The sequence below is a fragment of the Massilia sp. DJPM01 genome (genome assembly GCF_030348125.1).
GTDB classification, from domain to species: Bacteria; Pseudomonadota; Gammaproteobacteria; order Burkholderiales; family Burkholderiaceae_D; genus Telluria_A; species Telluria_A frigida.
Genome location: NZ_JAQOZV010000092.1, coordinates 1 through 13,998 on the forward strand (window position 1 = coordinate 1; position 13,998 = coordinate 13,998).

A 13,998-nucleotide genomic window follows, 5' to 3' on the forward strand; every position below is an offset into this window, starting at 1 on the left:
GCAAACACGCATTTGCGCGAAACCGGGTATCCATCATTCTCCTGAATGGCTCGCGTCAGCCCGTATCCTCTCGCTTCTTGCATGCAAATCAATTTAACGTACGCTGAAAATATTAAGTTTTTGACACTGTTAAAGGCGTCAATCTTGTACAGTGCGGCGTAGGGAAAGTCGCCGTGGTGGCGGCAATACGGGCTTCCTACTCAACCATGGGCAGGTGTCTTTATTACTACCCTGCGCCTGACCCAGCCGCACTTACCACTTGAGCGTCACCGCGCTCCAAATCAGGGCAATAAACAGGAACCACCCCCAGCGCGGTTTGCGGAACATGGCCGATTGCAGCACGATCACCGCCATGCAGACGCTCGGCAGCACGCGTTGCGTGGTCAGCGCAAAAGCGCAAACAAACACGACCTGCACCGCGATCGCCATCCGAAAATTGTTATCGCCATCCGGTTTTCCGGCACGAGGCGGATCGGCCGGGGCATCGCCCGCCGGGGGAGGCTGAAGCGCTGCGGCACGGGTATCCGCAGCCGCAGGCTTTGTCATGTTGACGGGAGTCGGCGGCGGCGCCGGCGCCTCGGCCTCCTTGCGCGCCTTCTTCTCCGCTGCCAGCTGCGCGGCGGTTTTTTCCAGCACCGGCGCTGACGCCAGGGTGGCCTGCCACCAGCCATCCCAGGGTGCCTTGCCCTGGGCCGAGAGCGCCCGGAACGCACTGCTGCGCTTCGACTGCGCCAGCTTCATGTCGATGCCGGCCACTCCCCACCGCGCCCGCGCGGCGCGCACGCGCACCAGCAGCGGCAAGCCCTTGGCCGGATCGACCATGCGGATGAACTGCGCATACCCTTCCAGCGCATCGATGACATTGGTATTGCCGTTCCACTGCTTGCCCTCCGGGCCATCCTTTTCGAGCTGGAACAGCGTGGCGCGAAAACGCCGCAGGGTCTCGCGTTCGAGCGAGGGCTTTTGATTGACCACGATCCCGGTGACCATCTGGCGCTGCGCGTCGCGCATCACATGCTGTTTGTCGGGATGCGGCGTGAAGCCCTCGTCGATGACGATCTGCTTGGCGCGCCACAGCAGCTTGCCGGCCAGTTTGCGCGCGTTGGCGTCGCCCGAAAATGTCAGGTCGTCCGCATAGCGCGTGTACTTGAAACCCAGCTTGGCCGCGCAAGCCTGCAAACGCGCGTCGAGCCGGCGGCACAAAATATTGGTCAACGCGGGACTGCTCGGCGCGCCCTGCGGCAGCGCACGCGATCCGTGCGCGACAAAAAAAGTTTCGCCATCGATGCGCACTTCGTCGGTCGCCGCCTCGGTGCACAGCAGCGCCAGGACGGTTGCCAACTGCTCGCTGTAGCCCAGCTGCGCGAACACGCCTTTAATGCGCGGCATGCCGATCGACGGGAAAAAATCCTTGAGGTCCAGATTGATGACCACCGCCTGGCCGACGTGCGGCGCCGCATTGCTGACGATCGAGCGGCCCGGCACGAAGCCGTGCGCCGCCTGGTGCAGCGGCGCGCGCGCCAGCACGTTGTCGAGTACCCAGTACTGGGCGCGTTTCAGGCGCGGCATGGGCGCCGAAATAATCCGCTCGCCGCCGGTCTTCTTGGGCATCGCGAAGCGCCGGTAATGGCTGATGCGCGAGACGCGCCGCTCGAAGGCCAGGAAGCGCAGCTCGGACAGCGCGATGCCCATCGCCTGCGCCAGTTCATCCGCCTTGTGCAGCACCGGCATGGCCAGCCCCGCCAGTTTTGCGGCGTCGCTATCGGCGCGACTGAGGCCACCCGACACGCCCGCGCCCAGGTACAGCACTTCGTGTTCGCGCCGCAGACGCCACGATTGCGCCTTCTCGAAGCGCACCAGTGCGCGCTTCTGGCGCGTTTCCTCGCGCCGCGCCTTGGCCTTGGCCATGCGCTCCTTGCGCAGCAGGCGCAGTGCCGCCTCGGGATTTTGCAGGTGATGCAGCTCGCTGCCGAGCTTCTGCAAGGCTTGCGTGAGTTCCGTTTCGCGCCGGATCAGGTCCGCTTCGACCGACGGCTTGCCGCTGTCGGCCGGCCAGAAGCCGAGGCGCTGCATCTCGGTCAGCACGACTTCTTCTTTGGAGCTGGCGCGTATGCGCTCGTACAACTGCGCGCGCGTCAGTTCGGAGGGAGAGGGAGTAGGGGAAGTCATCGTGTCCTGGTCTCGCAAGGAGCGCCACGGAAAACACTGTCGGGAAAACGCAAACTACACAAGCACGGCAGGATAATCATCGAAGGGCCTGCAGGACTGGAGCGCTCCACTCGACGCCGTACCGCACCAGTGGCGCTGATCGGCTTCAGGGAAGCCAAACCGTGTCGCGCTACTGGTGCAGGTACGGCACAGTGAAGAGCGTGCCAGTGACGCGTGGGAAGAGCTGACAACGTGGACGGCGATCCGCCGTCCGGTTTGCAAGAGCCATCCCGCCGTGCTTGTTGATGCGAGTATAACAGGTGAATTCCGGGCTCCTCAAGCATTGGTTTGAATACGTGGGTTAGTGAAGATGCGTGTGCCGCGCTCACGCGGCGTCGCGCCTGGCCTGGTCCATGCGCAGCACGAGCATGTGCACGCACGGCCCCTTGTGCATGCGGTTCTGGGTGTAGTGGTTGCACTCGCAGCTGCCGTCGACGATGCGCCGGTCGGCGTCGAGGCGCAGCATGACCTGGTACGGCCGGCCGTTTTCCTTGCTGCGCGCGCGCAGGCGCAGGCCGCCCTCTGGCAGCGCTTCGCTGGCTTGCTCGGAGAGGCTTTGCACCGCCAGCAGGGTCGCCGCCTTTTCTTCGATCGCGCTGGCAAAGCGCAGCACGTCCAGCGGCAACGGTTCGCGCGACAGCTCGCGCAGCCGGTACACGCCTTGCGTCAGATCATAGATCACGCGCCCGGCCTGGGTGTACAACGTGAGCGCGCTTTCGACGATGGCGCGCGTCAGGCCGGTATCGGCCGCCAGCTGGTCGGCGGTGGCAAACCAGCGCTGTCCCAATGCCGCAAAGATGCGCGCCTTGCTGTCGTCGTCGACGGCGCCGCGCGGCGCCAGCAGGTCGAACTGGCCGGCGCGCGCCCAGTCGTTGGCGGTCCAGCCGGACAGGCCGAGCGTGAGCTGCATGTCCGGCAGGTTGGCGATCCAGAAGCTCGGCATGCCGCTGCCCATCAGGTGCACGGTAAAGCTGTGCGCCACCGGGATCAGGCGTTCGAGCAGCATCAGGCGGCGCCGCCCCCAGATGCGGATTTCTTCGGCCGCATTGCCCTGGTAGATCGAGCGGCGGCACACCAGTTCATCGTTCCACGGCTCGAACAGCGCGCGGATCGGTTCACCCGGCGTGAGCACGAAGCGGATCGAGCGCGGGCCGACGCGTTCCTTCTTGCGGCGCAGGAGGTGGCAGAAATTATGCACATCCATCGGATGCAGATCGAGCCTGCGCGCCGGCAGGTTCATCGCGCTGCTCACCTGCAGAAAGCCGCGCACCCAGGTTTCCGGCACGTCGATCTTCTCTTCCTTGAACGATGGATCGCCAGCGGTAGCGACCTGGAAGCCGCTTGGATCGATCGCCAGGCGGGTCGTTTTGTAGTCGCGGATCTTCTGGAATTCGCCGTACAGGCCTTCCGAGTAGTCGACGTTGGTGGTGCCGCAGGCGAAGTCGCCCACGCGGTCGAACACATTGTGGCTGCAGCTGAGCGAGGCGTAGCTCGATTCGTCGCGGCTGAAGCACTCGAAGAACACGCGGTCGGGATGAACCGTGATCACCGGGTCGAGTACCACCCAGGCGTCGAAATTGGCCTTGTATATATAGTCGAAGTATTTGGCCTGGGCTGCGGCGAAAGGCTTGAGGATGATGCTCTTTTGCGCCCGCAGCGCCTTGAGCTCCTCGCTCAATGGCGCCATGCGCGCGCGCAGGTCCGCATTGCGGTCGATCAGTTCCGCCAGCGCCGGGTCTTCATTCTGGGCGCGCCATGCCAGGTACGCGGTCTTGTCGGGCGGCTGGTAGCGCTGGTCGGCCACCACGACGTCGTGCAGCGCGGAGATGGCTTCGCGGAAGGGAATGTGCTTGTTCAGCTGGGCGACAAAATGGGTCGGCGGACGCAGGGTGTCGGGCGCGAAGCGCATCTCGGTGCTTGAGGCGCTGTTGCTGACGGTGCTGGCGCCGTAGTAGCGGTACTCGAATTTCATTGTGGTCCCCGCAGGTTCGCATGCGCGCGCGGCGGCTCGATGGTCATCACCGCCGGCAGGGCCGGAAAGCGTTCCTGGATCGCACGCAGTCCCTCGATGTACTGCGCCTTGTCGGCGATGGCGACCGTGAGCACCTGGCGCGCGAACAGGCGCGCAACAAAAGCGGCAATCGCCTCCGATGCCTGCGCCTGCGCGCGCAGGAAGTCGAGCACGCGGTTCTTGACCACCCGGCCGCGGTTGACCTGCGACAGCACGTTCAAAAAGTACGGTTCGAGGCGTTCCAGCTTGGACAGGTCGCCGGCGCTTGCGCTGGCGAGCCAGCCGCTGACGAACAGCTGCATGTTGGCGGACGGATGCTGGCTAAGTTTGAGCATGTATTCGGTGACGTCGGCGACGTCGAAATGGGTCGTGAGCATGGTGCGCCCAAAGCGCTGCACTTCTGGATCGAGATGGTCGCACAGGCTCACCAGCAGTGACGGATTCCAGTCTTCGGTGCCGCACTGCTTGCTGAAGAACTCGCGCGCGAAGGCGCGGGTATCGTCCCAGCTGCTGTCGAGCAGGCGCAGCGCCGCTTCCATCTGGGTGCGCACCAGGGCTGCGTGTTCGGTAAAGGCCGCACAGGCCCAGCGCCGCACGCTGGCGTTTTCATTGCGGCCAAACTGCGCCCATTCGGCCACGCTGAACTGCGTGTTGGCGAAGCGCGGCAGCATCTGGGCACCGAGCAGTTGCGCGCCCTTGCTGCGCGCGGCCAACAGGCGCACCAGCAGCGCGCGGTCGAGGTGGTCGGCGCCCGAATTGAGCGGCCCCAGGATCCATGCGATCAGGTCCGCGTGCACGCCGTCGGCCGGTTCGCTGTGGAACAGGGTATCGAGCAGCAGCGGCAGCAGGGTGGCGCGGAATGTGGCGTCGTTCGGCGCTATGCGCTGCAAGGCACCGTCGATGGCGCGCCGCACGTCCGGATCCGGGTGGGTGCAGAACACGGCGAACAGCAAGGCCTGATCCGCCAGCAGGTGCTCCGGCAGTGCGCTAAAGAGCTTGATGCCGACCGCGCGCACGCCCGCATCCGCTTCCTGCAGCAGCGCCGCCAGGGTGGCCGGCGGGATCGCGCCCGCCGGCTCGGCATGGCGCAGCAGCCATTCGCCGGCGGCGATGCGCACGCTGGCCAGCCGGTGCGCGAGCAGGGCAAGCAGGCGCGCATACGGCGCGAGCGCCGCAGCCGTGTGCAGGGGACGGTCGAGCAGCCATACCAGGTCGGCGGCGATGGCCGGCACCACCATCTCGGCCTGATCGAGGTCGCCGCAGTTGTCCAGCCAGTCGAGCAGCAGCAGGACGATGGCGTCGGCCTGGCCGGGCAGGGCCAGCGCGCACTGGCACAGCATGCGGCCATGGCGGCGCACCGCTTCATCGGGCGAGCAGGCCAGGGTGGCGACCAGCAGCGCGTCGGCGCAGTAGTGGTCCGGCGCGCGGCTGATGCATTCCAGCGCGAAGGTACGCGCCTCCGGCAGGCTCGATTGCAGCAGCAACAGCAGCCAGCGGGTATCCGGCACGCCGTCGGCAAAGCGCTGGCGGCACAGCTGGAAGGCGAAACTGGCGGTCTCGCTGTAAGGGCTGCGCAAAAGCGCGCCCAGTTCGTCGAGCGTGATGCGCTCGCAAAAGGCGGCGTTGCCGCTCAGGGCGCGCGCCGCAAAGGCGTGCACGCCCTCGCAGCGGCTGCGCTGCATCAGCAAGAGCAGGGCTGTGGGACGCGCATCCCACAGCGCGGGAAACGCTTCTTCGCGTCCGTTGGCGGGCACGATCGGGCCGACCTGGAACCAGCTGCTGCCACTGCGGTTGCCAGTCCAGGCGCCATGGCTGCGCAGCAGGCGGTTGAACATGGTCCAGTGGCTGTAGGTGTCATACGTGCGGTTGGCGCGCATGAAATAGCGGCCCTCGCGTGTGTAGGGCTGGCCGGCGTCGGCGTCATCCATCGCCATCAAGGCGCCGAGCGCCATCGTGACGAAGGCCGGGTCGTTGTCCTGGCCGAGACGGCGCAGCGTGCGCCAGCCGCGCAGGCGCAGGTAGGCGCGCGTGCGCGTGCTGTAGGCGACGGTGCTGTCGGGCCGGGCCGCCATTTCCGCGTAGGGCACCCATTTGCGGTCGATGCGCACATACGTGCTGGAGGTCTGGGCCGCCGTGGTGTCGAAGCGTTGCTGCAGCAGGCCAAACAGCTCGCCGTCGTCGCGCATTTCGGCGGCCTTGTACAGATGCCGCACGGCGCGGAAGGTGCCCGCGCGCAGAGGCAGTTGGCGCAGTTGCGCCAGCAGGATGGCGCGCGCCAGCGGGTCGGCCAGCGCCACCTGATCGAGCTGCTCGAGCCAGTCCGACAGCGACAGCGAGGTCCATTGATCGGGGCGCGCGCACAGCTGCGCAATCGCTTCCTCGTCGCGCGCGGCCCAGGCTTCGCGCAGGCGCGCCGGCCAGTCGCCGGTCAGCTGCGCGGCGTTCTGGGCCAGCGCCGCGTCCCCGGCCAGTTGCAGCCACGCTTGCCGGGCGATGCGGCGCACCGCATCGGAGCTGCCGCGTGCGGTCAGTTCGAGCATCGCCTGGGTCGCGCCGGCGTCGCCACAGCGGCCGATGGCCCAGGCCAGGCAGTAATCGAGTGCGGAGGTGCCACGCCCGATCAGGCCGACCATCAACGGTACCGCGGCGGCCAGCCGGCGTTCGCCGATGCGCCATGCGGTGCGGGTGCGCTGCTGGTCCTTGAGGCGCCGCCAGACGCCGGGGTCCAGCCGGCCAAGCAGCACGGCGTCGGCCGCGCGCCGTTCGGCAGTCGGCGGCGCCACTGGCGCGGAGTCGTCCAGGCGCGCGAGCGGCAGGGCCGCCGCGTCGGTGAAGCCCTGCGCCTGGCGTTCGGCCAGCAATTGGGCAAAGAGGTGTTCCGCCGTGGCCAGGCCGACCGGCTGCGGCGTGCGCGTCGCGTCGCGCCACTCGTCGCCGCTGCGGCCCTGGCGCACGTTGACGAGGTAGCGCTCATCGCCGTCGGGCAGTTCGCACAGGTCGATTTCGCATTCGACCACGCTGTGTTTTTGCCTGCGTACCAGGCGGGTTGTACGAATCAGTCTCACCGCGTCTGCCTATAATTGAATAGGGATGAATAGTAACCCGGGGCAGAACTGCTTGTAAATCAGGCAATGAACATCTAGGCGGCGCCGCGCTGCAGCGTGAGCACGAAGGCGACCCCGTCGTCGAGGTTCTTGGCGACGATGGTGCCGCCCATCTTCGCCATGTAGGTCCGGGCCACGAACAGGCCCTGGCCACGGTTGCCGTGTGCGCCAGCTTCTTCCTGGTCCGACACGCCATACTCGAAAATGGTGCCGATGACATCGGAGGCGATGGTCGGACCACGGTTGGCGATGGTGACGCCGGCACTCGTTTCGCTGGCGTCGAGCGTGATGTCGATGCTGGTGCCGGGCAGGCGGTAGCGCTGGGCGTTGACCAGCACATGGGTGACCACGTCTTCCAGCGAATATTCGTCGGCCCGCACCAGCACCGCCTGCGGCGCGCCGTGAAAGACCACATCGGTGATGCCGGCGCAGGGGGCGTTGGCCGCCACGTTGCGCAAAAAGGCGGTCAGATCGACTTCGGTCACCTGCAGCACGGTCGACTGGAACGCTTCGCTGGGCGAGGCGCGTCCGTACAGCACGCGGATCGCTTGCTGCATGCGGACCACGTAGCGCACGCTCGGGTTGTCATCGCCCCCGTCAGTACCGTGCAGCGCCATCAGCGACTGCAACGGCGACATGATCTCGTGACCGACCGCGTGCCACATGTCGCGCTCCTGTTCCGCGCGGATGGCTTCACGTTCGACATCCTCGCGCACGCGGCGCAGCAGGTCGTGCAGGCAGGTGGCCAGCACGCCCAGTTCATCTTCCCCGCGCAGGTCCGACAGGTCGGGCTGCGACGCGTCGCCGCGCTCCTTGACGGTGCGCGCCACCGAATCGGCACGGTCGATCAGTTCCTTGATGCGGCTGATGATGCCGATCTCGATCACCAGCCAGGCCAGCATCAGCGCCAGCAGCATGGCGCCGACGAACCAGGCCATGCGGCTGGCCACCACGCCCAGGCTCTGGCTGACGCTGCGCACGTCGCCGGCCAGCACTACGTCGTAGCTGCCCAGCGGCGTGGCGATGCGGTGGGTCGCAGCCAGCGGAGTGTCGTAGGTATCGACCGGCAGGCGCCGGATCAGGGCCGTGAGGACGTGCTGCGACGCGTCTTCGGTGCCGCTGGCGCCGGCCAGCTTGATCAGCGCGGGTGTCGTGACCGCGCCGGTGGCGCCGGCTTTGTCGATGCGCAGGGTTTCGCCCGGCAGCAGCATGGGGGCCAGGTCGGCCAGCGAGAAGCCGCTCGCCGCGCTGGTCTGGTCGCTGTCGAGCACCACCGCCCCTTCGCCGGGTGCGAGCAGTACCACGCTGACGCGGATCTGATCGAGATCGGCCGGCGGCCAGACGCGGCGCGTGCTGTCATCTCCGAACAGGTCTTCCTGCAGCACGCTGACCGGCAGGCGCACCGAAAAGAAGGCATTGCGCGGGCAGGTGTCCGGATTGGCGCCGGCGGTGGGCTCGTTGCACTGGGCGTTCTGCCACATCCAGCCGCGGAAATCCTTCACGGGGCGGGTGTGCTTGCGGCCCTCGTCGTCCGCGTTAAAGCCGGTCAGCCGTCCGCGCAGGGGGGCGTACGGGCCGGCCGGCTGGCGCGCTTCTTCCTCGAACGGGGCGATCCACTGATAGGTGCGTCCTCGCAGCGACACCTTGATGCGCACCCGGTGCGACTGGTTCAGCACTTCATCGCCGCTGCGGTGCGAGACCAGGCGCGCCAGATCGACGCTGCCGGCCACGTAGATGAAGCCACCGGCCCAGGGATTATTGCCGATGGCCGCGCACAGGCTGGCGCTGGGTCCGAACTGGCGCATGCAGCCCGACATGGCCACGGCTTGCTGCACCTTTTGCTGGTCGTCGAAGTCGAGCGCGGGAAACGGCAGCAGCAGCGGGCGCAGGCCAGGTGCGGCCGCGCCAAGCGACGGAGGATTGAGCAGTGCAAGCTGTCCGGCCGGATGGCGCAGGGTGGCGCTGATCTGCTCCCCGGTCTTGCGGAAGCTGGCCTGGTAGCTGGTGTAACTGAGCTGCTTTTCCTGCTGCAGCACCGAGACGGCCAGGCCGAGGGTGGCCAGGGCCAGCAGCAGGAAGGCCGCGCGCAGCAGGATGCGCAGGCGGTAGGGCGCGAACCAGGGCCGGCGCGGTGTCATTTAGTCGGCCCAGCGAAAACCGCGCATCGGCACGTTCTCGATGCACTCGAAGGCCGGATCGATCTCGCGGAAGGCGTCGCGGATGGTGCTCACGTGCTTGCGGATGTTGTCGCGGTTGCGGCCACTCTTGACCACCTCGTACAACTCTTCGTACGACACCACCTGGCCGCGCCGCGCGAACAGGGCCGCCAGGATGCGCTGCGCCGTCAGCGGCAGGTTGATGCGCTGGCCGCGCCAGGTGGGCGAGCGCTGGCGCAGCGGGTCCATGGCCAGTTCGTCGGCGTCCGGGGCCGGCTTGTCGCGCTCCTTGACCGCGCGCAAGATCTCCAGGAAGGTATCGGTGAAGTCGGCTTCCTCGAAGGTGGCTTTTTGCAGATAGTCCCAGGCGTCGAGCGCCTTCATGATGCTGCGGTAAATGGTGGCCGGCATGGCCGACACCACCAGCACCGGCGTCGCGTGCTTCTTGTTGATGGCGTTGATGATGGCCACGCCCGCGTGACGCTCGCGTCCCAGCTCGATGTCGAGCACCACCAGGTCGTAGCGCTCGCGCGCGATTGCCGCCTCGGCCTCGTCGCGGCTGAACCACTGGTCGACGACGATGCCCGGTCTGGCCGCCTCGATCCAGCTGCGCAACTGGTTACTGGTCGGGAGGTCGTCCTCGATGACGGCCACTCTGGGCATGGGCTGCTCCTGCTGATTGGTGAGGGTGCCAGTATCCACGCTTTTGGCTGAAAAGTCATACGGGGCCTGTGAGCTTTTCTTCACACGGCGCTGCGAAAGCTCCGCCCGGTGAGGGTTCTGGCCCGGGGCACGGATTGATACTTCCACCCCATGGCGCGCACGATACGTCTCAGGGTCATGCGGGTGCAGGACCGGCAAACTGAATAGGTGAGGCAAATGTCCGATCGGATCAAGAAGGTAGTGTTGGCGGTGCGTGCGGTGCTGGGCAAGGGCGCGGCGGGCGCGCGCGCGGTGGCGCGTTCCGGCGCGGGCGTGCTGCCGCGTCCGGGCCTGCGCAGCGTGCTGGCGCTGTGCGCCATCGGCGGCGCCGGTTACCTGCTGGTGAAGCATCCTCCGGTGGCCAAGATTGAGCGCGGCAATGTGGGCGTCCGCCTCAACCAGTTGAGCGGCGCGGCCAGCGTGGTGCGCGACGGTACTGTGATGCTGATACCCGGCGTGCATGAACTGCGCCAGTTGCCGGTGCTGGACCAGATCTACAAGCCGGCCGGGCGCGGCGATCAGCCCTACCAGTCGGTCGAAGGGCTGGCGCTGGGCGTGGACTTGAGCGTGCGTTATGCGATCGACCCGGCCAAGCTGGTCGCGGTGGCGCAAACCCTGCCGGACGATATCAGCAGCGCCGTGATCGACCCGGCGGTGCAGGGCGTGATCTATAAAGTGGTTACGCGCTACACCGTGCGCGAGATTTTTTCCAGCAAGCGCGCCGAAATCCAGCAAGTGATCGAGGCCGAACTCAAACCCAAGCTGGCGGCCGATGGCATCTTGCTGCGCCATGTCACGATCGGCAAGATCACGCTGCCGCGCGAGTACATGGCCGGAATGGAAACGCTGCTGGCCGAGGAACTGCAGACCGAGAAGATGCGCTACACGCTCGAACTGAAGGAAAAGCAGGTCAAGCAGACCGCGCTCGAAGCGGACGCCGACAAGATCAAGCGCGAAAAAGCGGCCGAAGCGGCCGGCAACGAGCAGATTATCGCCGCCAGGGCGCAGGAGCAGGCCATGGCGCACGTGCTGCCGTTCAAGCAGAAGCAGATCGAGCAGCGCAGGCTGGAAGCGGAGGCCGAAAAGACCTCGCGCATCAAGACGTCCGAAGGCGCAGCCCAGGCGCGTGTGATCGAAGCGACCGGCGAAGCCGATTCGCGCCGCAAGCTGGCCGACGCCGAAGCGTACCGCCAGGAGGTGGTCGGCAAGGTCAGCACCGCGCAGATGGAACGCGACGGCGCCGTCATCACCCGCCACCCGCTGCTGATCCAGAAGACCATGGCCGACAAGTTGTCCGACAAGGTTTCGGTGATCATCGCCGCGCCACCGACCGACGGCGGCTTTATCGGGGCCGCGCTGCTGGGCCAGGGCAAGGGCACGCCAGCCCCTGCCGCCATGGCAGCCGCTCCGGCCGCCGACACCGCAGCCGAAGAAGAATAATATGCTCGCTACCCTGACCGCCGCAGCCGCCATTGCCATCGTCACGCGCGACGAGATGCAGCTGCGCGCCGCGCCGCGCGATTCGGCGCCCTCCCAGGCCGTGCTGTGGCAAGGAGACAGCCTGGAAATCCGCGGCGTCAAGATGGATTTCCTCCAGGTCTACGACCACCGGCGCGAGCGGGCCGGCTATGTGCGCATGCCCCAGGTGCGCCAGATCGACCTGACGCCGGCGGCGGCGCCCGAACTCAAAGCCGTGGTGCGCTTCGTACGCGACACGCCGGGGGCGGAGGCGCTCGGCATCGGATACGCAGCCGCCTTTCTCAAGGCCGCACCGGCCATCGCCATCGATGCCGAGGTGTTCGATGCCCTGGGCAGCATGGCCGAACGGCTGGCGCGGCGCGGTTCTTCGCGCCTGGACAAGCGTAGCGAGGCGGTCGTGGCGGCGCACCTGGAAGTGGTGGCCAACTACGGCGTGGTCATTCGCAGCTACGAGCGCGAAGGCGCGATCCAGCTGTGCTACGACGGCGAAGCGTTCCGGCGGGTGCTGGCGATGGCCTCCAGCCCGACCCAGCGCGCCACTGCGGCGCTGGGGCTGACGCGCGACGAATGCGTCGATCCGGCGCTGAAGGTGGCGCAGCGCAATGCGCTTGACCAGTGGCGCGCCGAGGTGCTCGACAAGGTGGACGTGAAGGACTTGCCCGAGCATGTGCGCAACCGCGTGTACACGCGGCGCGCGGCGGTATGGTCCTCGATCGCCTTCGAGCTGGCGCGCAAGAACGCATCGCCGACGCAGGCGGCCAACCGCGCCATCCTCGAACTGGCCAGCGTCAACAAGGCCGAACTGGCGGAGGAAGACCGTAGCGCCTACGCCGAAGCGGCGGTGCGCACGGGCAGCGTGCGCTGGGCGGCGGAGCCTCCCGTGGCCGCGCCGGCGGGGCTGAACGTGGTGACGCGGCCCGGCCAGCCGGGCGAAACCTGTGTGCTGCTGGTCGACGCGCAGCACGACCAGCGCGCGCCGCTGGCGTCGCGCTGCACGTATGGCATCGTGTGGAATGCGTCGGCGCGCGCCAATGCGCAGGCCAGCGCGCTGGCGCTGGCCGTGCAGCCGCTCGATGGCTGGCGCGAACTGTGGCTGTTTCACCGTGGCGCGGGCGGCTGGCGCATCGATGTGCTGCCGCCAGCGGCGATCGAACCGACGCTCGGTTACGCCGAATTTGCCGGCTGGGTGCCGGGCTCGCCCAAGGTGCTGGTCGCGCGCGAGGCGCGGATCGAGGGACGCATCAAGCGTGCGTTCGAGATTGTCGACATCGATACGCTGGCGGTGGAGAAAAGCGCCGACCGGCCCGATGCGCTCAGCGGCTTTTACCGTTGGCAAGATCCGGCCTGGAAACGCCAGACTCTCAGCCTGCGATAAATCGATACTGAACTTAAATGCCGCCGGCCGCTCCAATGAAGTGTACTCATTTGTGGGAGCGGAGGCGGCATCATGCGGAAGCAGTCTGTGACGCAAGGCGGCGGCGCGCCGCTCGTCCTCGGCATTAACTTGCCGGGTACGAACGCGAGCTGGCCGCCGCGCTGGCGCCCGGCCGCCGGCAGCCGGCGCGCGCATCTGTCATCACCTCTCGCATGTATACAGTGTGTTTCATCCGTCCCCTTTTGAGGATGCCGCCATTGTGGTCATCGCAGGGCTACGTGGTTCAGCAAGCGGGTCATTGGGTGTTTGCGGGGAAGGGACTGCAGAACGGCGATATGTTCGGCGCGGAGTCATCGCCGCCACTGCTTGGGTACGAGTGCGATGGCGCGCAGCTTGCATGTATGGACGGGGCTGATCGGGGCGTCAGGCTCGCAGCGCATGCAGGCATGGCAGCCCGGCCAGCTTTGTCCTTCTGGTGGCGAGCATGCTGGGCGAGGGGTAGGGCCTCCTCGCACGTTCCGGTCTTGCGGCAAGGGAGGGAATGCATGCCGCTAGGATGGGTATCTACGCCCCGCAAGGGGAGCGTTTTCACTACAGGCACGACAGATTGGGTGCAGGTGTTTGCCATGGGGAATGATGCGCTTGTGGCGCGCATCACGCTTAACGTTTTGGAGCACCTGAGGACGCCGTGAGCGTTGCGAAAATGTCGGCCTGACAGCGGGTTTCATAAAACGCCTTGTCAAGCTGGCAGAGGGTTTGCTATAGTTCGCCTCCCCGAAGAAAACGTTAACGAAATCAAGTAGTTGGCGGGCTGTAAAGGGCGTCTCAAACGAGGCGATGTAGTAAAAAAGAGGTTGACGAAAAACGCAAAACGCCGCATAATCTCATCTCTCTGCTGCAACGAACACAACGCTTCGTAGCAAACGGCAGAAAGTAGCGCAGAATAAGTTCTTTAACAATTAG

General features: G+C 66.5%; 8 protein-coding genes. 3 read left to right on the forward strand and 5 right to left on the reverse strand.

Going from position 1 to position 13,998, the window contains the following annotated elements:
* Positions 1-252 precede the first annotated feature (252 nt).
* The 5 genes from PO883_RS32485 to PO883_RS32505 form a co-directional block, all read right to left on the reverse strand.
* On the reverse strand, positions 253-2,169 hold the full coding sequence (locus PO883_RS32485; RefSeq protein WP_289313463.1) for a reverse transcriptase family protein: 1,917 nt from the start codon (positions 2,167-2,169) through the stop codon (positions 253-255).
* A 364-nt stretch (positions 2,170-2,533) separates the two neighbouring features.
* Positions 2,534-4,180, reverse strand: coding sequence for an SWIM zinc finger family protein (locus PO883_RS32490; protein WP_289313464.1), 1,647 nt, complete (start codon positions 4,178-4,180; stop codon positions 2,534-2,536).
* Positions 4,177-7,284: a hypothetical protein gene (locus tag PO883_RS32495; protein ID WP_289313465.1), complete on the reverse strand. Its 3,108-nt coding sequence runs from the start codon at positions 7,282-7,284 to the stop codon at positions 4,177-4,179. Before PO883_RS32495 ends, PO883_RS32490 begins: the two co-directional genes overlap by 4 nt.
* Before the next feature lie 74 nt (positions 7,285-7,358).
* Positions 7,359-9,461 carry a sensor histidine kinase KdpD gene (locus tag PO883_RS32500; RefSeq protein ID WP_289313466.1) on the reverse strand — a complete coding sequence of 701 codons (2,103 nt, stop codon included), beginning with the start codon at positions 9,459-9,461 and terminating at the stop codon, positions 7,359-7,361.
* Positions 9,462-10,142, reverse strand: a complete 681-nt coding sequence (locus tag PO883_RS32505; RefSeq protein ID WP_167094181.1) for a response regulator transcription factor — start codon at positions 10,140-10,142, stop codon at positions 9,462-9,464.
* Between the two features lie 216 nt (positions 10,143-10,358).
* On the opposite strand from PO883_RS32505, the gene PO883_RS32510 reads away from it, so the two are divergent.
* From PO883_RS32510 to PO883_RS34980, 3 genes are all read left to right on the forward strand, one after another.
* A complete protein-coding gene (locus PO883_RS32510) occupies positions 10,359-11,621 on the forward strand; it encodes an SPFH domain-containing protein (RefSeq protein WP_289313467.1) in 1,263 nt (420 codons plus the stop codon).
* A 1-nt stretch (position 11,622) separates the two neighbouring features.
* Positions 11,623-13,035, forward strand: coding sequence for a hypothetical protein (locus tag PO883_RS32515; protein WP_289313468.1), 1,413 nt, complete (start codon positions 11,623-11,625; stop codon positions 13,033-13,035).
* A 248-nt stretch (positions 13,036-13,283) separates the two neighbouring features.
* Entirely contained in the window at positions 13,284-13,727 is a 444-nt protein-coding gene (locus tag PO883_RS34980) for a N,N-dimethylformamidase beta subunit family domain-containing protein (RefSeq protein WP_308606748.1), read from the forward strand.
* Positions 13,728-13,998 lie beyond the last annotated feature (271 nt).